32 protein-coding genes, 1 tRNA gene and 1 pseudogene are annotated in these 15,430 nt (G+C 60.6%); 11 read left to right on the top strand and 23 right to left on the bottom strand.

The window, feature by feature from the left end; all coding sequences use genetic code 11:
- Window positions 1–28 precede the first annotated feature (28 nt).
- Together XB14_RS11710 and XB14_RS11705 are read left to right on the top strand one after the other, a co-directional pair.
- Window positions 29–367: an integration host factor subunit alpha gene (locus XB14_RS11710; RefSeq protein ID WP_034803721.1), complete on the top strand. Its 339-nt coding sequence runs from the start codon at window positions 29–31 to the stop codon at window positions 365–367.
- 139 nt (window positions 368–506) lie between these two features.
- Window positions 507–1,043 carry a MerR family transcriptional regulator gene (locus XB14_RS11705; protein WP_077961692.1) on the top strand — a complete coding sequence of 179 codons (537 nt, stop codon included), beginning with the start codon at window positions 507–509 and terminating at the stop codon, window positions 1,041–1,043.
- A 211-nt stretch (window positions 1,044–1,254) separates the two neighbouring features.
- Here XB14_RS11705 and XB14_RS33200 read toward each other — a convergent pair whose 3' ends face one another.
- Entirely contained in the window at window positions 1,255–1,419 is a 165-nt protein-coding gene (locus tag XB14_RS33200) for a hypothetical protein (RefSeq protein ID WP_179119574.1), read from the bottom strand.
- Window positions 1,420–1,800: 381 nt separating this feature from the next.
- Here XB14_RS33200 and XB14_RS11700 point away from each other — a divergent pair.
- A tRNA-Pro gene (locus XB14_RS11700) sits at window positions 1,801–1,877 on the top strand.
- Between the two features lie 251 nt (window positions 1,878–2,128).
- Window positions 2,129–2,326: a hypothetical protein gene (locus tag XB14_RS11695; protein ID WP_077961691.1), complete on the top strand. Its 198-nt coding sequence runs from the start codon at window positions 2,129–2,131 to the stop codon at window positions 2,324–2,326.
- A gap of 36 nt (window positions 2,327–2,362) precedes the next feature.
- Here the strand turns inward: XB14_RS11695 and XB14_RS11690 are convergent, their stop codons facing one another.
- The 21 genes from XB14_RS11690 to XB14_RS11595 form a co-directional block, all read right to left on the bottom strand.
- Window positions 2,363–3,445, bottom strand: coding sequence for a tyrosine-type recombinase/integrase (locus XB14_RS11690; RefSeq protein WP_419178584.1), 1,083 nt, complete (start codon window positions 3,443–3,445; stop codon window positions 2,363–2,365).
- Window positions 3,382–3,684, bottom strand: coding sequence for a helix-turn-helix domain-containing protein (locus tag XB14_RS33925; RefSeq protein WP_419178583.1), 303 nt, complete (start codon window positions 3,682–3,684; stop codon window positions 3,382–3,384). Before XB14_RS33925 ends, XB14_RS11690 begins: the two co-directional genes overlap by 64 nt.
- An 8-nt stretch (window positions 3,685–3,692) precedes the next feature.
- Window positions 3,693–4,112, bottom strand: a complete 420-nt coding sequence (locus XB14_RS11680; RefSeq protein WP_143348333.1) for a hypothetical protein — start codon at window positions 4,110–4,112, stop codon at window positions 3,693–3,695.
- Window positions 4,088–4,303 carry a hypothetical protein gene (locus tag XB14_RS11675; protein ID WP_077961687.1) on the bottom strand — a complete coding sequence of 72 codons (216 nt, stop codon included), beginning with the start codon at window positions 4,301–4,303 and terminating at the stop codon, window positions 4,088–4,090. Before XB14_RS11675 ends, XB14_RS11680 begins: the two co-directional genes overlap by 25 nt.
- Window positions 4,300–4,959 carry a hypothetical protein gene (locus XB14_RS11670; protein ID WP_077961686.1) on the bottom strand — a complete coding sequence of 220 codons (660 nt, stop codon included), beginning with the start codon at window positions 4,957–4,959 and terminating at the stop codon, window positions 4,300–4,302. The genes XB14_RS11675 and XB14_RS11670 overlap by 4 nt, the downstream gene beginning before the upstream one ends.
- Before the next feature lie 20 nt (window positions 4,960–4,979).
- Window positions 4,980–5,222, bottom strand: a complete 243-nt coding sequence (locus XB14_RS11665) for a hypothetical protein (RefSeq protein WP_077961685.1) — start codon at window positions 5,220–5,222, stop codon at window positions 4,980–4,982.
- On the bottom strand, window positions 5,219–6,070 hold the full coding sequence (locus XB14_RS11660; RefSeq protein WP_077961684.1) for a hypothetical protein: 852 nt from the start codon (window positions 6,068–6,070) through the stop codon (window positions 5,219–5,221). The genes XB14_RS11665 and XB14_RS11660 overlap by 4 nt, the downstream gene beginning before the upstream one ends.
- Window positions 6,071–6,080: 10 nt before the next feature.
- The gene (locus XB14_RS11655) at window positions 6,081–6,326 is read right to left on the bottom strand and encodes a hypothetical protein (protein ID WP_077961683.1); all 246 of its coding nucleotides are present in this window, start codon (window positions 6,324–6,326) and stop codon (window positions 6,081–6,083) included.
- Window positions 6,326–6,616, bottom strand: a complete 291-nt coding sequence (locus tag XB14_RS11650) for a hypothetical protein (RefSeq protein ID WP_077961682.1) — start codon at window positions 6,614–6,616, stop codon at window positions 6,326–6,328. Before XB14_RS11650 ends, XB14_RS11655 begins: the two co-directional genes overlap by 1 nt.
- Window positions 6,613–7,038, bottom strand: coding sequence for a DUF968 domain-containing protein (locus tag XB14_RS11645; protein WP_077961681.1), 426 nt, complete (start codon window positions 7,036–7,038; stop codon window positions 6,613–6,615). Before XB14_RS11645 ends, XB14_RS11650 begins: the two co-directional genes overlap by 4 nt.
- Window positions 7,038–7,259, bottom strand: a complete 222-nt coding sequence (locus tag XB14_RS11640) for a hypothetical protein (protein ID WP_077961680.1) — start codon at window positions 7,257–7,259, stop codon at window positions 7,038–7,040. Before XB14_RS11640 ends, XB14_RS11645 begins: the two co-directional genes overlap by 1 nt.
- Entirely contained in the window at window positions 7,256–7,390 is a 135-nt protein-coding gene (locus XB14_RS33775) for a hypothetical protein (protein ID WP_268802277.1), read from the bottom strand. The genes XB14_RS11640 and XB14_RS33775 overlap by 4 nt, the downstream gene beginning before the upstream one ends.
- Entirely contained in the window at window positions 7,387–7,587 is a 201-nt protein-coding gene (locus tag XB14_RS11635) for a hypothetical protein (RefSeq protein ID WP_077961679.1), read from the bottom strand. The genes XB14_RS33775 and XB14_RS11635 overlap by 4 nt, the downstream gene beginning before the upstream one ends.
- Window positions 7,584–7,919, bottom strand: coding sequence for a hypothetical protein (locus XB14_RS11630; RefSeq protein WP_077961678.1), 336 nt, complete (start codon window positions 7,917–7,919; stop codon window positions 7,584–7,586). Before XB14_RS11630 ends, XB14_RS11635 begins: the two co-directional genes overlap by 4 nt.
- Window positions 7,916–8,437, bottom strand: coding sequence for a hypothetical protein (locus tag XB14_RS11625; RefSeq protein WP_077961677.1), 522 nt, complete (start codon window positions 8,435–8,437; stop codon window positions 7,916–7,918). Before XB14_RS11625 ends, XB14_RS11630 begins: the two co-directional genes overlap by 4 nt.
- Before the next feature lie 2 nt (window positions 8,438–8,439).
- Window positions 8,440–9,105 carry a lambda exonuclease family protein gene (locus XB14_RS11620; RefSeq protein WP_077961676.1) on the bottom strand — a complete coding sequence of 222 codons (666 nt, stop codon included), beginning with the start codon at window positions 9,103–9,105 and terminating at the stop codon, window positions 8,440–8,442.
- The gene (locus XB14_RS11615; RefSeq protein WP_077961675.1) at window positions 9,098–9,919 is read right to left on the bottom strand and encodes an ERF family protein; all 822 of its coding nucleotides are present in this window, start codon (window positions 9,917–9,919) and stop codon (window positions 9,098–9,100) included. The genes XB14_RS11620 and XB14_RS11615 overlap by 8 nt, the downstream gene beginning before the upstream one ends.
- Before the next feature lies 1 nt (window position 9,920).
- The gene (locus tag XB14_RS11610) at window positions 9,921–10,157 is read right to left on the bottom strand and encodes a hypothetical protein (protein WP_077961674.1); all 237 of its coding nucleotides are present in this window, start codon (window positions 10,155–10,157) and stop codon (window positions 9,921–9,923) included.
- Window positions 10,154–10,423 carry a hypothetical protein gene (locus XB14_RS11605; protein WP_077961673.1) on the bottom strand — a complete coding sequence of 90 codons (270 nt, stop codon included), beginning with the start codon at window positions 10,421–10,423 and terminating at the stop codon, window positions 10,154–10,156. The genes XB14_RS11610 and XB14_RS11605 overlap by 4 nt, the downstream gene beginning before the upstream one ends.
- The gene (locus XB14_RS11600; protein ID WP_077961672.1) at window positions 10,420–10,647 is read right to left on the bottom strand and encodes a hypothetical protein; all 228 of its coding nucleotides are present in this window, start codon (window positions 10,645–10,647) and stop codon (window positions 10,420–10,422) included. The genes XB14_RS11605 and XB14_RS11600 overlap by 4 nt, the downstream gene beginning before the upstream one ends.
- 173 nt (window positions 10,648–10,820) lie before the next feature.
- Window positions 10,821–11,192, bottom strand: a complete 372-nt coding sequence (locus XB14_RS11595) for a hypothetical protein (protein ID WP_143348332.1) — start codon at window positions 11,190–11,192, stop codon at window positions 10,821–10,823.
- 142 nt (window positions 11,193–11,334) lie between these two features.
- Here XB14_RS11595 and XB14_RS33195 point away from each other — a divergent pair, with 142 nt between their 5' ends.
- The gene (locus tag XB14_RS33195; protein WP_179119573.1) at window positions 11,335–11,604 is read left to right on the top strand and encodes a hypothetical protein; all 270 of its coding nucleotides are present in this window, start codon (window positions 11,335–11,337) and stop codon (window positions 11,602–11,604) included.
- Here the strand turns inward: XB14_RS33195 and XB14_RS11585 are convergent.
- Window positions 11,589–12,383, bottom strand: a complete 795-nt coding sequence (locus XB14_RS11585) for a S24 family peptidase (protein ID WP_234804022.1) — start codon at window positions 12,381–12,383, stop codon at window positions 11,589–11,591. The two genes, XB14_RS33195 and XB14_RS11585, sit on opposite strands and share 16 nt — an antisense overlap.
- A 35-nt stretch (window positions 12,384–12,418) precedes the next feature.
- Between XB14_RS11585 and XB14_RS11580 the strand changes: the two genes are divergently transcribed.
- From XB14_RS11580 to XB14_RS11555, 6 genes and pseudogenes are all read left to right on the top strand, one after another.
- Window positions 12,419–12,661 (top strand): hypothetical protein, encoded by a 243-nt coding sequence (locus XB14_RS11580; RefSeq protein ID WP_077961669.1) that lies wholly within the window; start codon window positions 12,419–12,421, stop codon window positions 12,659–12,661.
- Complete coding sequence (locus tag XB14_RS11575) at window positions 12,658–13,206, top strand: hypothetical protein (RefSeq protein ID WP_077961668.1); 549 nt, start codon at window positions 12,658–12,660, stop codon at window positions 13,204–13,206. The genes XB14_RS11580 and XB14_RS11575 overlap by 4 nt, the downstream gene beginning before the upstream one ends.
- Window positions 13,207–13,215: 9 nt before the next feature.
- A pseudogene (locus XB14_RS11570) lies at window positions 13,216–13,458 on the top strand (DUF2312 domain-containing protein); the annotation flags it as partial.
- Window positions 13,459–14,294: 836 nt separating this feature from the next.
- The gene (locus tag XB14_RS33190; RefSeq protein ID WP_179119572.1) at window positions 14,295–14,471 is read left to right on the top strand and encodes a hypothetical protein; all 177 of its coding nucleotides are present in this window, start codon (window positions 14,295–14,297) and stop codon (window positions 14,469–14,471) included.
- Window positions 14,468–14,656, top strand: coding sequence for a hypothetical protein (locus tag XB14_RS11565; protein WP_077961667.1), 189 nt, complete (start codon window positions 14,468–14,470; stop codon window positions 14,654–14,656). Before XB14_RS33190 ends, XB14_RS11565 begins: the two co-directional genes overlap by 4 nt.
- A 324-nt stretch (window positions 14,657–14,980) precedes the next feature.
- On the top strand, window positions 14,981–15,385 hold the full coding sequence (locus XB14_RS11555) for a hypothetical protein (protein WP_192493450.1): 405 nt from the start codon (window positions 14,981–14,983) through the stop codon (window positions 15,383–15,385).
- The last annotated feature ends 45 nt before the right edge of the window (window positions 15,386–15,430 follow it).

Below are 15,430 nucleotides of genomic sequence, written 5' to 3'. Positions count from 1 at the left end.
TCGGCGTACCAGACGTTGGTGGGGGAAGATGAGCGGAAAAACAGTAACACGGGCGGACTTGGCTGAATCGGTTTTTCGCAAGGTGGGTCTGTCGCGGACAGAGTCTGCCGAGCTGGTGGAAACCGTCATTGACGAAATATGCAACGCAATCGTGCGTGGCGAGAGCGTGAAGCTGTCCTCTTTCGCGACCTTCCAGGTGCGCGACAAGAACGAGCGCATCGGGCGAAACCCGAAGACCGGCGAGGAAGTGCCGATCTCGCCCCGGCGTGTCATGACCTTCAAGGCGTCGAATGTCTTGAAGCAGCGCGTCCTGAAGGCGCATCTGGGCCGAAGGGCCAAGCAGAAACCGGTGTCTCCCGTTTCGTGAACGCCTGACGACAGCCACAAATGTGGTTGAAAACCCATCCATAAGCCGTTGAAATGGAGCCGATTCGTGCCATCATTGGCGCGGTATCGGCTCGTTATGGCTTTCAAGCCTGAGTCGCACGGCATGGATTGGGAACGATATGGAAAAGAGCCCGGACGCTTTTCGCACCATCAGCGAGGTCGCTGACGATCTCGATCTGCCGCAGCATGTCCTGCGTTTCTGGGAAACCCGCTTTCAGCAGATCAAGCCGATGAAGCGCGGCGGCGGCCGGCGGTACTATCGGCCGGAGGATGTCGATCTTCTGAAAGGTATCCGGCATCTGCTCTACGATCACGGCTATACGATCAAGGGCGTACAGAAGCTCCTGAAGACCAACGGCAACAAGTTCGTCGCGGCCATTGCCAGCGGCGATCTCGCGACCGTCGAGGCCCTGGCCGCCTCCAGCAATGAGGAGCCGGCGCCGCCGAAGGCCGGTCTTTCCGAGGAGGACCAGATCGTCGGCCGCGCCAAGGCGCCGGCAAGTCGCCGCTTTTTCTCCTTCGGCGGCGGCGCCGACGACGTACCGGAAATCTCGCTCGGCAAATCCTCATCCGTGGGCAAGGAAGATCGCGCCCTGCTGCAGGAGGCGCTCTATGACCTCCTGGAATGCAAGCGACTGCTTGATCAGGTACGCTGAGGGCCGCTCAGGCGGCTGGACGTGGACAACTCCTGCACCGCTTTGCCCGCCGCGCGCGACCAATTGGTCTTTGCCTGAGCGCTAGGTGCGTCTTTTGCAGGATTGAACGGATGGTGTCGGCGTCGTGGCCCCGACGCCTGGGTGTGTACCGCGCATCCGTCATCGCTTGCAGGTCGCGGCGGAGCTATTTCCTCAATAGTGCTTGAGAGCGTCAGTAGGAAATTCTGAAGCCGCCGGGGCTTGCTGCGGAGACGTCAGGCTCCGGATAGGGGCCGGTCCATTGCGCATAGGTCGTGTTGGTCGAGCCGGACGTCGCGCAGCCGGAAAGCGTGAGAAGCGCAATCGCGGTGAGGGCCATAAGAGACTTAAGAGGCATGGTTTTCTCCTAGAAGGGGAGACGCTCCAGGCCTCAAGGGCCAGAATCAAACTGTCCCTCAAATCATCCATGATGGCAAGCTCACGTCGCGTTAGGCAGCAAGTTTCGAGCGACGGGATCTTGTTTTGGTGAAGGCTCCATTGCCGCAGGTAGAGGCGCAACGGCAACGCCTCGCAAGCCGCGTTGGAGGAGGGGCGTCGGAGGGGAAGGACCCCGTGTCATTCGTCTTCGCGGAGGAGGATCCGTCGCGGCATCTCGTAGGACTTCCGTGGGACTTTCGGTCCCACGCATGCTTTTCCACGCCGTTTGTTCCTTTTTCGATCCACGCCGCATTTTCCCGCTTGCGCTCTAAGCGTTGGTTATATAGGGATTTCCTCGGTTCGGAGCGTAGCGCAGCCCGGTAGCGCACTTGACTGGGGGTCAAGGGGTCGTGGGTTCGAATCCCGCCGCTCCGACCATTTTCTCCTTTATTTTCAATGATGTTGGCCCGCTACCGCCAATCGGCGAGAGGCGAGAACCGGAACATATCGCGCTCAAAACGCGGGTTCGGGAACGCGTAGTCCCGAAAAAGTCCCGAAGCGTTCTCTCGGATCGTTCTGTTTTCGTACCCATGAACGGCCGATTCGCGTCTGCTAAAATTCCTGTAGGATTCAACAACTGGCGGTCACCTTGGAGCTCGGCCTAGTCTGCGAGCCGAAAGGAGATCGACATGGATGATGATCTGAGCCTAACAGAGATGGATGACAAAGACCTCCGCGAGCTATGCGTCACCGCGGTTTTTTGGTGCGCCGAGGCCAGTTGGCTAGCAGGAAACAACAACGCGATCTGGTTTGAACTCGCCGAAGAAGTGCATCGCCGCGGGTGGACCGATACGCGCATATCGTTTGAGCAATACCCGCTCAACTGAGCACTGCACCGGGGCGATGCCGACTCGCTCGCCCGATCACTTCGCCTTTCTTTGCGCCTTCCTCTTCTTCGAAAGCGATTCGAGAGCGCCCGCGACTTCCTCGTCGAGCACGTGCGCATAGCGTGTCGTCGTCTTTATATCGCGGTGGCTGAGTGCCTTTTGCACCGTCTTCAGGTTCCCGGTCTCCCGCAAGAGCTTGGTCGCCAGGTCGTGCCGGAAGTCATGGAATCGGAAGTCTTCGACGCCGGCCTTGCCGCGGATCCGCTTCCACTGGGTCTTCAGTCCGCTATAGGTGATCGGATACCGGTCGCCCTTCTTCCTTCCTTCCCCATCTCCCTTGTATGAAGCCTCGCCAGTGCGCGTGCGCGCCGCCTGATACGTGAAGACGAATTCAGGATGGTGGCCGCGCAGCGGGAGCAGGATCTCCCGCACCTCGGACGTGATCGCGGTTCTCACCGGTCGATCGTTCTTCCCCAGCTTCGTGATCCATCCCGTCTGCCAGTCCACCTCCGACCATTTCAGAATGCACTCTTGCAGGCGCAGGCCTGTGGCGCGCACGAAATCGAAAACCGGCTGGTAGTCGTTCCGGGTCGCGAGGTAGAGCGACGAGCTTTCCGTCTGCTTCAGTTCGCGGACGCGCTCGACGGGCTCCTTAAGCCAATGGTCGCGCCAGTTCGGCTCGAGCGGGAAGTCGTAGCGCCAGGTGCGCTTCGCCCGGGTGAAAATCTTCTTGATGACGAGCGTTGTCGATCGGTTCACGGTCGCGGCCGACACGAGCCGCATCGGCTCGCCGTCCTTCGTTTCCGCCTTGCCCCATGCCGTCTGTGCTCGCCGCCACTGGACGAGCTTGGCGATATCGTCGTCGCCGATCGCCGACATGAGCTTCGCCGCGCCGAAATAGCCGACAAGGCGGTTGATGTCGGTCCATGTCGTTTCGCTGTTGGCGTGGTGCTGGCCGATCTCGGTCCAGTAGCGCGCCGCTGCGATGTCGATCGTGAGCGGACCACCCTTGGCATTCTTCGAGGCCTTAAGCTCTGCCTTGGCCTTTTCCTTCTCTACCTTTTCCCTTGCTTCTGCTTCTCGGCGGTTCGCTGTTTCTGTAGAGCCGTGAAACCTAATACCACCGACTTGGAAGTCGAAGTGGTAATACGGGGTGTTCTTTGGCTTGTAGACGGACACTCGCGGGTTCTCCGGCTCTTTATGAATTCGTTGATGTCGTCCATGGTGAAGCCGAGGCGCGGTTTCGACCTGCCGGCGCCGAGCGGCACGTAGGCTATATCGCCAGCCTTCACAAATTCGCGCAAGGTCCGGGTGGAAACGTTGAGGAGTTCGGCAGCTTGCTCGCTGTCGAGTAGCATGGGTGACGTCATGGTCGTGTCTCCTCGGCTTTGGCGCGGATCGCAGCTGCAATCGCTCTGCCGGCAACTATGCCGAGCCTGTAGTCGCGAACGGCGTCAGGACCGGTATCCCAAGGCTCGATGTCCCTTTTGCCGAAGGCTGACCAATCAGCGTCGAGTTCGGCGATGGCCGCCGCCTCTATAAAAGCGGCCTTCCGCGCTTCGTCGATGAGCGGCTGGCAAGCGATATCTCCGCGCAGGTAGTTGATGCGGATGGCAGCCGGGTCTTTGAGGAGTGCTGCCAAGTCCGCAATCTCCCGCCGCAGCCGCTCGATTTCCTCTGCGGCATCCAGCAAAAGATTGAACGGCTTTGGCATCGGCCGCTTGTCATTGGCTCGGTGTCGCAGGCGTTCGACAAGATCAGTCATGCGCCTTCCTCCATCCAGCAATCCAAGGCGCCGGTAAGACCTTCAAGAGCGGCGTTGTAGCCTTCTCGGTAGCCTGCCAGTTTCGTGTCGAAGAGGTTATCGTTTCGGGCTTCCAACTCGGTTACCGTCCACTCCTTCGCGCACCACTCGCAGAACTCCTGCAGCTTGGCGCGGAACAGTTCCGTCACATCTCGTTCGAGATTGATCGTCATGGCTTGCCTCCAATGGCAGGAGGAGCGGGAAGCGGCTGCCAATGCGACGGGCCGTGAAAGTTGATCTCGCTGATCGGGCCGCCGTGATAGTCGCCGTGGTCGGTATTCGCCCACCACCAATCGCCGTCTTCGTAATGCTCTGGATCGAAATACGCCTCGCCGACGATGTGGCCGTCATAGTCCTTCGTCGGAACGGCAATGATGATTGAGGTCGTGTCGCGTGGCGCCGTATCGATCGGCTGCCAGCCATCGGGCGCGGAAGGGGCGGCGGCAAGCATGGCCTCCCACGACGATGGTCCGTCGTAGCCGCCGGCGATGTTCATGCGGGCCAGCCTGCCGGCATCGATCATTTCCGGCGTCGGATCTACCGGCACGAGCTTCCAGCCTTCCGGCTCCCCCACTACCGCCGCGGAGAGGGCAGCGGCATTGCGAAGAACACGATCCATGGCAACATATTGGTTGTGGCTCCACTCGTCATCTTCGCCGTACCAATCGCGCAGAGCCCGGTAGATATCGTCAGGGGTAGGTTCTCTTGCCCCAACGTCTACTGCCAATCCGGCGTCAAGAGCGGCCTTCGCGATTTCACGGTGGATCATGTCGGCCGGCACGAGGTCGTAGGAGAGTTCATCGATGGCTCGCTCGGCCGCATCGATCATCTCGGGTGTCGGTGTTGGCTTCATTGGCGGGGCTCCTCGGCAGTGTAGGGAAGGCCCATGAGAGCCTTATCGATTTCGCTGTGCTCGGTCGGTCGCCAGAATTGCCACCACTTCTCGCGCAACATTGGCGGGGAATACTCGCCATCGCGGTAAGCACGCTGGTAGACATTCAAGCGTGCCGCGAATGGGGAAGACATGCCGGAGACGGAATAGGTCGCTGACCCGAAAGACTGCGTGCATCCGAAAGAGATATCCTTGCTCATCTTTCCCCCTCCCTGCTGGTGGACTGGGAAGAGGAGAGGGCGGCCCGGGGACGAGCGACCATGTCGGCAGCCTTATGCCGGTCCGATGCGAAATGGTGGATCGCGAGATAGTCCGACAGTTCCTTCACGATCTCGACCAGCGCCGTACTGGCGGGCTGGGTGTCGGTGGGTAGTGAGGCTAGCACAGCGTTGAGCCCCGCCTTGGTGGCGCGGGATGATATCTCTTTGTCAGAGACATTCAGTTGGTCGTTAAGCCATCGGTCGAAGACATCGCGAAATGCAGTCTTGTAGGCGGCCACCATCTCGTCAGTCGCTTCATGTCTCTCTGGACGGGCGTAGAGAAGCGATCCGGAGTGGATTGCGCTATCATTGAGCCATTCGACTTCATGCCCGTATTCCGAAACTCGGGTTACCTTTGCGACCGCCTCCACCTCCTGCCCGCCGTCCTTGCCGGGGGAGGAGATCAGAGCAGAGAGGATGCGGGTCTCGTAGTCAGACTGCGCGAATGTCTTTGCGGCTTCCATGCTCGGCGCTGAGACCGCGTAATCTTCGTAGTCGGCCTGGCCGGCAAACCAAACGAGGTAGATAGACCCTCCAGTGATCGTGTATGTGCCGAGGATGGTTTCGGCGATCTCATCGCCTTCTCTCATCACGACCCACTCAAGCTGTTTGACCTTCCCCTCTACTGCAATGGGGAGGGTGGATAGCCTGCGGTGAACGAAATACGCCTTGATGAAGTCGTCCGCCTTGGCGAAGGACAGATCGACTGTCATATCGCCGTTGTCATTGAAGACCGCATCGGCGAACGGCTGAAGGGCCTCGATTGCTTCTTTCGTGATCTGGGTCATGTCAGCGTCCTCAAAGCCATGTGCCGCGCTTGCGGAGTTGGCGGGCTCTGTCGATGAAAATTGCGTGGTCTCTCGGAATGTGCCGGTGTGCAGCCGCGTGGCGCAGAACGTTGGCAATCGCGGCTCTGGTGTGGACGTGGCCCTTCTCGTGGAGGCGAGTGAACCCGGTGCGTCCTTGTTCGTCTTTGCTGATGAGGAAGCCATCCAGCCGGAAACGGCGGTTGGCGCGCGCCCTTCTGTGCAAGTCGCCGGCCATCACTCCCCTCCTGCGTTCACGGGGCGGGAGGGGGACGCCTTGGCGATAGCAGCGCGAGCAACATCCCAGGCTTCCCCATCAAGAAGGTGCATGACGCCGTTGAGCGCTGCCAAGAGATCAGGTGCCGCGGCGATCAGACGTGCATTTGCTTCATGCTGCGCCGGCACGCTCTCGCATTTCGTGATAGCGAGCCACGGGCGCATTCCATCCTTGCCTTCGCCGAAGATCTGGTAGTTGTCGCGGCGATCGTCGTAGCGGGCCATCCAAGGACCCGGCGTGTGCTTGCTCATCGAATGACTTCTCCCGTTCTGCGGTCGCTCGGGGTGGTGCCGGCGATGACAAGTTTGCAGTAGCTTTCAGCCTCTTCGCCCATGTCCGAAAACAGGCCCCAGAAGACGAGAGCGAGAATGTGCGGGTTGATGCCGGTCGAGGCCCAATAGGCTCGCTCGTTGCCGGCGTGCTGCTTGGCGTGCTCGTCTGGATGCAGCGGGATAACCCACCGGTCCGATGCCTTCCGTCCCTTGGCGCGCCCCAGGTGCCCGTATTCGAGAGCCGCAAAAGAGAGGTGTGCCGCCTCAACCGGTGACTTGCCAGTCACGACGCAGGGCAGGGAGTGGATGAACGACAGGTAGTCCTTGCGCTTCTTCGGGGCCGAAGACTTGCTGACGATCGACGAGCGCACGGCTTGGGGTGCGATACGGAAACCGGCCATCACTCTTCACCGCCTTGCGGACGCTGGTTGTCGCACCCTCTGGCACGGCAAGCCTCGAGCTCTTCTTCCGAAAGCCAGCTTTCCTCGTGGGCCTCAAGCTCGGCGAGCCATTCGTCGTCGTCGAGATCCCACGGTCCATGATCCTCGCCGGTCATCTCACGGAGATATTCGCCGTCTGCTTCGAGAGCCTTTTGCATTTCCTTGTCGAAGATCGTGCTCACTTCTCTGCCCCTTTCGATCTCTGCAGCTTCCTGATCAGTGCCTTGAGGACTTCACCCGGCTTGTCCTCGGGGAGGATGCGGCGGGACTGCTCGTCGCAGATCTGGTCAAGGGTTTTCGGGGTGGTGGTCATGGGCGCTGGCCCTCGCGAAGCAGACGCAGCATGTCGTCGCGCTGGGCGTCCAGAAGCGGTTTCGTCTTCCGGTGCGCCTTGCGGGCTGCCGCGATCGCCTGGCGCCGCTTCTTCAGTTCCGGGTGGGCCCGGTCGAAACGGCGGTCGATGGTGCGAAGGAACCACCAAGTGCAGATTGCTCGGATAATTCGGGTCATGCTGCCAACTCCTTCGCGCTGTCGACGAAGTGCTCGCGGTACGTGCGGTCAAAGACAGCTTGGAATTGAGCGACAACCTCGTCTGCCCGGTCGCCGTCGACGAAGTATGCGGCGAAGCTCGCATGCATCTGCATCATGTATGCGGCCATGCCGATCAGGATGTCGTCAGCGCTTGCTGTCTGACGCTTGATCTCGGCATTCAGGAAATCAACCAGTGCCGTGTGTGCTTTGGAAACCGACAGGCGCGCGATCAGGGCGGTGATAGGATCATCGCATGTCAGCGCGTCCACTTCTGACATGCTGCCGGGCAATAGGCGTGCTTCGTTGCTCATGCGGCGCTCCCTGCGTTTCGGTGCGTGGTGCCGCGCTCAACCCCGATCAGGTCGTCGAGGAAGTCGAGAACGGCCACCTTGCTCTGTTGGAATTCCTGCTTGTCCATCGCCTTCATGGACTGGCTTTTCGCGACGTACCGGGTGACGGTCGCCTCTTTGACGTCGACGATGGAAAAGCCGTCGATCGGGCGGATGAATGCGGCCATACGCGATGCCTCGGCCTTGCTCGAGCAGACGATTGTATGCGCGTCGCAATAGCCGGTGCGGATCAGTGCGTAGGCGCGCAGATGCTCCGCGGATTCGGTGAAGGGCAGGCCGGAGAAATGCTCCGGCAGGTTCTTCCAGGCCTCGGCGACCGACGCGAAATAGTGCCGGTGCGTGTTCATGCTGCGATCGTTGTGCTCGGCGAGCGTATAGAACTCGCCGACCACAAAGCGCTTGTCGCACTGGCTGGCCCAATGCCGGTTCGCCGGCTGGAAGGCCTCGCCGTTCCATTGGAGAAGGACCGGGCCGCCCATGATCAACCAGCCATCAGCAGTCCGCCGGCGGCGTCGGGCTCCGGCTGCTCATAGAGCCGGCGAAGTTCGACCACCTTGCCGCGGACTTCGTTGAGGAAGGCGACAACCTCCACTTCCAGCCCGGCGATCATCGCATCGTCGCGGTGGACGCGCTGGCAGAAGAACCGCATGGATTCGGGCAGGCGCGGGTCATAGGAAACGAAGTCGCACCATCCCCGACCAGTGCAGGCCATCTGCCATTGCATCTGCGTGATGTACTTCGATGCCACCTCCTTGTTGAGGAGGGTTTCGATGTGGGTTGCCGTGTTCGGGCATTTGATCTCAACGAGGCCGTCTGGACCGACGAGACCGTCAGGGGACGCGCCAGCTTCGCCGATCGTCGGGTGACCAACGAACGGAACCTGGACGACATCTTCCGCGCGGAAGAACTCGTAAGCGGATCTCGCCTCGGGCTCCATCTCGGTGCCCCACTGCATCGCGGCGTTCGTGAAGCCTTCAGTCGGCAGACCGGTGAGGCGTTCGGTGATCAGCTGGGCGGCATAGTTGGCGCGCGAGGCGCCATAGCCTTTCTGCGTTCTGGCGATGACATCGGCTACTCGCGAAGCGGTGACCTTGCCCAGCCGGAGCTTGTGCCACTCGGCGGTGCCTTGGACGATTTCATCAAGCATTGGCCTTCTCCTCGATGGACTTGATGCGGGCGCGCAGCGAGCGAACGACGTCGTTGAATTTCGCGCCGGGAATGTCGGGGATGGCTTCGATCTTCCAGTGCATGCAGAACCGGTCGATTTCCAGTTCAGCCTTGCCTATCAACTCGCGGATGACCGATGCCTGCGCCTCGGTGATCGGCTCGCCATCGCCAACGGTTTCGTCTGCCGGAGGCGAGTTGCCGTCCCGGTCGTCGCCAGTGCTGATGTTGAACAGCATGCAGAGCAGATAGCGTCGGCCATAGGTGGTGGTGCTGCCGAAAGCCTGCGTGCCGGTCTTATTCACGCCACCCTTTGCGCCGGCGCCGTCGACCGGGATCGCGCCGATACCGTTGCGGACGTAGCCGCCGGAGTGCGAAATCTCCCACTTGATCAGCAGTTCGCCGATATCGTTGTAGCCGTCGGGCTGGAACGAGACGCCGAAACCGTGGTCGTAGATGATCGGCATGGCCTGTTCTTCGATCGCGGCCAGGTCGGCATAGTTCGACTTGGTGTGGGTGTTGCGGCGGTTCTTGGTGACGACCGGAAGCTCTTTCTGGCATGCGGACATCGCCGAGAAATAGGCGGTCTTCGCCTCATACTCGCGGTCCTCGCGCAGTTGGTCGCGGGCCCGGTCTTCCATCCGTTCCTTCATGGCGAGCATCTGTTCAAGCCGCTCGATCGGAATGGACGGGTCCATGGCGATACGCTCGATCATGGCGACCATAGGCGCGTCGTTGGCGGGGACGAGGCGTGCGTCCTGCTGAACTGCGATTTCCTGCTTTGCGATGGCGTTCATCTCAGACGGTCCTTGCTTTGATGATGTCGGTGTGGACCCGTTCCGTCTGCCAAGCGCCGATCGCGTAGAACGCGATGAGGCCAGCCAGCAGGATCAGGAGGGTGGAGAGGGCGAAGGTCGGACGGTTCAGCGTCACGAGATCGTCCAGGTCGATGTTGCGGGCCGGCGGCAGAGCGCAATGTCCGCACTCGCAGTAGCGGGCTGCCGGGTCGCACGCGTATTGGATAGGGCGGGTCATGACAGGGAGGATCCGACCGACGGCGCGAACTCGCGGGCAGCGAGTTGCTGGGTGGAGCGGAAGCCGAGGCGATCGTTGATCAGGTCGGCAAGCTTCTCGCGACGATCATCGGGCAGCTTGATGACGAACACGTCGAAGTCGTTGTTGAAACGCTTCCAGCGGTCATTGTCGCCTTCGTTGATGATGCCAGCCTCGACGAGTTCCGACATGTCGGTGTTGGCGAGGAAGTAGGCGAGACGCTTCAGAATGTTGGCGTCGAAGGTCATGCGGCGGCCCTCTCGTGGTTCGAGGTTGCAACGGTGAAATCGGAATGGGTGGCGACGCGCTGGTACGTCTCGACCGTGCAGCCACGGCATTCGGGGTTCGTGGCCAACTCTTCGATGGCCTCGTCTTCGTCCCGGAACTCGACGTCGTCGTAAGAGAAGAAGCCGTCGATCGTCAGGAACCGGCCAACCTCGTCTTGGATGCTGTATAGGGTGACCATCGCCATTTGCTTCGTCCTCTTCGTCAGCGCCTTGCTGATGAGGAGATATTCGCGACAATCGCAAAATAAGTCAACAGGGAATTTTGCGACAGACGCAAAATCGCGAAATGGCGAAATTGTGCGCAACAAAAAACCCGCCTGACGAGGGCGGGTTCTTCAAGCGGTCTTTGGCGGTCTGGTTAGGCGCAGGCCTTCACTCCGGCCCTGATTGAGTCGGTGATACTGGGCAGCATGGCCTGCCCCTTGTAGATCGAGATCGTCGACCCGGCACCAGCCGCCTTGACGTTGACGGTGTAGATGTAGTGACCGTTGACGAAGCCGTCGGTCGGAACGACGTCATATTCGCTGCCTGGTGCGATCGTCTGGGCAACGAAGCGCTGCTGAGAGATAGCCTTGTAGTGCTCGGCGAGGGAAGGGATCAAGCACGTCACCGCGGCGTCTGCCGACTTCGACGACTTGTAGCTCTCCATCGGTGGCTTACTTCTCACCGACGCGTCAGACTGGCAGCCGGCGACAATTGCCAGCAAGGCGAGGGCATAGCGAGCTTTCATTTTCACCTCACATCTAGCGCCGCCGACAGGTTGATTTGCTACCTGTTGTGGCAAGCGAATTATTTCTGAAAATCGACTCGACTCTCGGCTGCATTCCTGCTGTTTTGATGAGAACAAAAACGGAACATTGCAGGAGAGAAAAATGATGCGTAACGCTCCCGTGGATCACCCCGACGCCTTGCGGCTCGTCGTTGAACTAGCGAGCGTATACGTTGCCTGCGATGATTGCGGGCACTCGCGCATCCTTCGTCTCGATAACCTGACGAAGGTCGCGGAGCTTGGCGTTCACAACTACATGCAGCTCTGCCGGAAGATCCGCTGCAGTGAATGCCCGAAGAAGCCGCCGGCGTTCCGAAACCTGACCATTCGCCCGACTTGGCGGTGTGATGAGGTGCTTCAGAGCATCGCATGAAACACGACTTTGTGGACGCTGAAGACTTTGTCCGCGGGGAACTCGAGTTCGTGCTGCTCGCCTTCGCCGGGGTTGTACTGGTAAAGGCGCACGAGGTCGGCAGAGCGTGACTCGTAGCGCTTGAGGTAGCTGTAAACCTCGTCGTCTTCGACCACCTGCACAACCACATCGTCGCCTTGCCGCACCTTGAGATGCGGGTTCACCCAGGCCGTTTCACCGTGGAAGAAGCGGGGCTCGCCGGAGCGGCCATCCACCTGCACCGCATAGGCGCCTTCGACGCCTTCCAGTCCGGGCGGACAAAACACCTGGGCGATGTCCTGTCCGTTCATGATGAAGCGACCATTCTTGCCGGCCGAGATATGGCCTCGCAGCGGTATCGAGGTATCGCCGGGGAACGACTGCCAGCGCGGCGGGAAGCTCGCGTTCGGCTTCGGCATAGGCCGCGCAGCTGGCGCCATGGGCGAGGAGCCTTGAAGCCAGTTCGTCATCTGCTCGAAGCCAGGCGGTAGCTCGCCGAAGAACTTCGCCATTGCCTCGATCTCCTGCAGGGAGATCTGGCGGCGCTTCTTCGGGTCGTCGCTATGCAGTTCCTTCGATCGCGTGATCTTATCGTTGGACATGCCGGTAGCTTCGGCGAGCTTTGACGCTACGCCGCGAGCCGCGACTTTCTCCGCAAGCCATTGTTTCAGTTCATATTGTGGGTCACTCATGCGGCGATCCTCGCGGATTCCGCGAAAAACTCCATCGCGAATATCGCAAAATAATTGTCGCGACCCCATTGACAATTTGTCGCGACAATCGCAAATTTCGCGACATGAGCGAAAAACATCTCGACCCCGCAAAATCCATCATCGGAAAGATTGGCATCGAAAAGGTGGCCGAGGTCACCGGTAAGCACGTCTCCCGGGTGTACCGCTGGATGTACCCGAAAGAGAAGGGTGGCACCGGCGGACTGATCCCCCAGACCGACGCGCCCGCGATCCTGGCATACGCCAAGTCGAAGCGGATCCCGCTCAAGGAAAAAGACTTCTTCCCGGTGAGGGAGGGCGCCCAATGAGCGCCGAAGGTCAGACCATCCCCGACGACATCCGAGATATCGCCAAGGCAACTGCCGAGGCTCTGATCGGTCGCATGTGCACGACGATGGACCACTCTTTCGGTCTTCAGAATGAACAGCAGCAGCGTGGCCTCAAGACCTCGATGTCGCAGCTCGTCGAGCACGATATCGCACCGGCCATGGCGAAGGCCCTCCATGAGGAGAGGCAGCGCTGCGCTTCCGTCGCCAGAGACGCAACGATGATGACCGGCGCTCCCATCCAGGAGATGGGCGACGAGGTCGCGGCTGCGGTCCTGTCCCAGCCAAAAGCCGTCAAGTTTTGGATGGTCTACGGGCTCGGCCAGCGCGGATCGACCTATCAGCACCCATCCAAATCCTCGGCACGGAAAGAGGCGAAGCGCCTCGCCAGCCTTCACCCCGACATTCCGTTCGTCGTCCTGGCCGCTGTCGATGCCTACCGCACCGACGCGCCGGTCATGCAGCGCATCAAGATCACCAAGCCCGATCCCGCCGACACGTTCGGTGATGACGGCATTCCATTCTGAGGACCGACCATGTCTGACGCACACGGCGTAGCCCGCGACCAACTCCGCAGTTTTATCGAGCGCATCGAGCGGCTTGAAGCCGAAAAGCAGACTATCGCCGACGACATCAAGGACGTCTACGGCGAAGCCAAGTCCACCGGCTTCGATGCCAAGATCCTGCGCAAAGTCATTGCCATCCGCAAGCAGGATGCCGACGAGCGCGCCGAGCAGGAGGCAATCCTCGACAGCTATCTCCATGCCCTCGGCATGATCCAGATGGACATGTTCGAGGAGCCCGAGACGAGCCCCAAGCTCGTGGCCACGGTCGCGACCGCTATGCAGACGCAAGCGGGCAGGGCGGCGCTGCTGACCGCAGTCGACATCATGATTGAGCGCGAAGAGCGCATCGATCCAACGACCGGCGAAATCCTCGACGATCAAGCTTCGGACGGCACGGCTCCTGTCGCTGGAACCTCGCTGGCAGCGCGCGGGGCCGAGGAAAGCGCTGTACCCAATTCCGAAATCGCTTCGGCCTCTCAAGGTGAAGCCGAAGACCACAGCGACCAGTGCGAGACCGACCGCATTGAAGCGGCGGCAACTGGCGTCGGCGCCAACGAAGGAGGCGAAAATGTAGACAGCAGCGCGAAGCGCGCAGGTCTCGAAGGAGGCCCCGTCAACCTTGAACCCACTGGCCCGGTGGCTGAATGGGCAACCGATCTTGCAGACGACGGCATCCGCTATGAGGCGTCCCCGCCCAGGCCGATGAAGTCTCTGCCATATGCAGCCTGCTTCCCGGAACTGTCGCACGCTCACTATCAGCAGCTGAGCGACAGCATAGCCAACAACGGCGTTCGGGAGCCGATTGTCCGGATGGGCGACGTCATCGTCGATGGATGGTCCCGATACAACATCAGCCGATCGCTCGGCATCGAGTACCCGGTCGTTTCCTACCTCGGCAACGACGTGCTCCTCGACGTGATCGCATGGCAGCGCGAGGCGCGCCAGTTCACCCGATCCCAGGAACGGCAGATCGCTGCACGGCTGGCTAAGGAAGTGCCTCATCGGGCCTCCGAAATCATGCGCGCCTTCCAGATCGAGGAGGAGCTCGCATGAACCTCCACGCCGTCGAGCATCAGCACGACATCGAGACGAGCAGGGCAGAGGTCTACGCGGTCGAGATCGCGACAGGCGTCCCGCTTCCAGAAGAGCAGTTCGACCGAGCCGTGATGCTCGACGTCGAGCGCCGGCCACCCCGCGTGAATTTCACCAGAAGGAGAGACGCATGATCGCCGTTCAATTCCTGTTCGCCGCGACATTGGCCTTTGCCTTTCCGATGCTTGCTGGCGTCGCCTGGTTCGCTGAAGCGCAGTTCCGCCGGGAGACGGCACAGAAGAATTTCCACGCCATGACCGACGACGAAATAGCGACGGCGATCCTCTCCGATCACCGCCGCTCGGTCATCACGGATTGATCGCGGTTTTCCTCCTCCCTCTCGCGATCAACGAAGGTCCCGGTCTTCCTCCCGACTGGGACCTTCAACCCTCAACCGGATCCGCTTGTTCGCCAGTCTCATGACGACGGCTTGAACAGCAGATCCCAAAGGAATGGCCGGCGACGACAGGGGATCGCCGCCGGCAGCAAGACCATCGAGTGCGGCGGAGGTCTTGCGGAACTGAATGACCTGGGAGGGACCGGCTGCCGTTGGCGCGGCGCCGTCCTCTCCATCGGATGAAATGCCTGTGTGCATCTCGGTTCTCCATCAACGGGACCAGTGATCTCACAGGAGAACGACAAGGTGTTGGGAACCGACAACAAGGGCTTGGGGTCTCGCCCCAAGGAAAAAATTCTCAATGAAGGCGGCGACATGAGCGCGGACGTTTTAGAGGCACGAGACTTACTGAGAGGGGCTTTCCCCCTCGGCCGTTACGGCAAGCTGGACAACGTCTTTTTCGAAGCCAGCAAGTTCATCAATCGCTTTGTCCAGAAAGAGTTCACCCAGCGAAGGGCACGCTCGATCTGGGAGGGCACCGCACGGCGGATCGACGCCGAAGAAATGGATGCGCTGCGGGCAGCAGCAATCGAGGAGAGCAAGCGTGAACAAAGAGAACTGCGTGCCCGTCTGGCTGCGCTGGATGCGAAGCTTGCCCGCGTCAATGCGGCTCCGGCTCGCTCGTCGGTGGCAGCGGATCGCCGGCCGTAGGCTCGATTGGGCCGAGTACCTAGCACCAGAACTGAAGGACGAGGC

This window comes from Ensifer adhaerens (genome assembly GCF_002007205.1).
Taxonomy (GTDB): Bacteria; Pseudomonadota; Alphaproteobacteria; order Rhizobiales; family Rhizobiaceae; genus Ensifer; species Ensifer adhaerens_D.
The sequence above is the reverse complement of the archived record's forward strand: the minus strand, read 5'-3'. Positions and strand labels throughout refer to the sequence as shown.

What these genes read in the sequence shown, in the direction of transcription:
- XB14_RS11710 (WP_034803721.1), top strand. Translation starts at nt 29, where the DNA reads ATGAGCGGAAAAACAGTAACACGGGCGGACTTGGCTGAATCGGTTTTT.
- XB14_RS11705 (WP_077961692.1), top strand. Translation starts at nt 507, where the DNA reads ATGGAAAAGAGCCCGGACGCTTTTCGCACCATCAGCGAGGTCGCTGAC.
- XB14_RS33200 (WP_179119574.1), bottom strand. Translation starts at nt 1,419, where the DNA reads ATGCCTCTTAAGTCTCTTATGGCCCTCACCGCGATTGCGCTTCTCACG.
- XB14_RS11695 (WP_077961691.1), top strand. Translation starts at nt 2,129, where the DNA reads ATGGATGATGATCTGAGCCTAACAGAGATGGATGACAAAGACCTCCGC.
- XB14_RS33925 (WP_419178583.1), bottom strand. Translation starts at nt 3,684, where the DNA reads ATGCTACTCGACAGCGAGCAAGCTGCCGAACTCCTCAACGTTTCCACC.
- XB14_RS11675 (WP_077961687.1), bottom strand. Translation starts at nt 4,303, where the DNA reads ATGACGATCAATCTCGAACGAGATGTGACGGAACTGTTCCGCGCCAAG.
- XB14_RS11670 (WP_077961686.1), bottom strand. Translation starts at nt 4,959, where the DNA reads ATGATCGATGCGGCCGAGCGAGCCATCGATGAACTCTCCTACGACCTC.
- XB14_RS11665 (WP_077961685.1), bottom strand. Translation starts at nt 5,222, where the DNA reads ATGAGCAAGGATATCTCTTTCGGATGCACGCAGTCTTTCGGGTCAGCG.
- XB14_RS11660 (WP_077961684.1), bottom strand. Translation starts at nt 6,070, where the DNA reads ATGACCCAGATCACGAAAGAAGCAATCGAGGCCCTTCAGCCGTTCGCC.
- XB14_RS11655 (WP_077961683.1), bottom strand. Translation starts at nt 6,326, where the DNA reads ATGGCCGGCGACTTGCACAGAAGGGCGCGCGCCAACCGCCGTTTCCGG.
- XB14_RS11650 (WP_077961682.1), bottom strand. Translation starts at nt 6,616, where the DNA reads ATGAGCAAGCACACGCCGGGTCCTTGGATGGCCCGCTACGACGATCGC.
- XB14_RS11645 (WP_077961681.1), bottom strand. Translation starts at nt 7,038, where the DNA reads ATGGCCGGTTTCCGTATCGCACCCCAAGCCGTGCGCTCGTCGATCGTC.
- XB14_RS33775 (WP_268802277.1), bottom strand. Translation starts at nt 7,390, where the DNA reads ATGACCACCACCCCGAAAACCCTTGACCAGATCTGCGACGAGCAGTCC.
- XB14_RS11635 (WP_077961679.1), bottom strand. Translation starts at nt 7,587, where the DNA reads ATGACCCGAATTATCCGAGCAATCTGCACTTGGTGGTTCCTTCGCACC.
- XB14_RS11630 (WP_077961678.1), bottom strand. Translation starts at nt 7,919, where the DNA reads ATGAGCAACGAAGCACGCCTATTGCCCGGCAGCATGTCAGAAGTGGAC.
- XB14_RS11625 (WP_077961677.1), bottom strand. Translation starts at nt 8,437, where the DNA reads ATGGGCGGCCCGGTCCTTCTCCAATGGAACGGCGAGGCCTTCCAGCCG.
- XB14_RS11620 (WP_077961676.1), bottom strand. Translation starts at nt 9,105, where the DNA reads ATGCTTGATGAAATCGTCCAAGGCACCGCCGAGTGGCACAAGCTCCGG.
- XB14_RS11615 (WP_077961675.1), bottom strand. Translation starts at nt 9,919, where the DNA reads ATGAACGCCATCGCAAAGCAGGAAATCGCAGTTCAGCAGGACGCACGC.
- XB14_RS11610 (WP_077961674.1), bottom strand. Translation starts at nt 10,157, where the DNA reads ATGACCCGCCCTATCCAATACGCGTGCGACCCGGCAGCCCGCTACTGC.
- XB14_RS11605 (WP_077961673.1), bottom strand. Translation starts at nt 10,423, where the DNA reads ATGACCTTCGACGCCAACATTCTGAAGCGTCTCGCCTACTTCCTCGCC.
- XB14_RS11600 (WP_077961672.1), bottom strand. Translation starts at nt 10,647, where the DNA reads ATGGCGATGGTCACCCTATACAGCATCCAAGACGAGGTTGGCCGGTTC.
- XB14_RS11595 (WP_143348332.1), bottom strand. Translation starts at nt 11,192, where the DNA reads ATGAAAGCTCGCTATGCCCTCGCCTTGCTGGCAATTGTCGCCGGCTGC.
- XB14_RS33195 (WP_179119573.1), top strand. Translation starts at nt 11,335, where the DNA reads ATGATGCGTAACGCTCCCGTGGATCACCCCGACGCCTTGCGGCTCGTC.
- XB14_RS11585 (WP_234804022.1), bottom strand. Translation starts at nt 12,383, where the DNA reads ATGGGGTCGCGACAATTATTTTGCGATATTCGCGATGGAGTTTTTCGC.
- XB14_RS11580 (WP_077961669.1), top strand. Translation starts at nt 12,419, where the DNA reads ATGAGCGAAAAACATCTCGACCCCGCAAAATCCATCATCGGAAAGATT.
- XB14_RS11575 (WP_077961668.1), top strand. Translation starts at nt 12,658, where the DNA reads ATGAGCGCCGAAGGTCAGACCATCCCCGACGACATCCGAGATATCGCC.
- XB14_RS33190 (WP_179119572.1), top strand. Translation starts at nt 14,295, where the DNA reads ATGAACCTCCACGCCGTCGAGCATCAGCACGACATCGAGACGAGCAGG.
- XB14_RS11565 (WP_077961667.1), top strand. Translation starts at nt 14,468, where the DNA reads ATGATCGCCGTTCAATTCCTGTTCGCCGCGACATTGGCCTTTGCCTTT.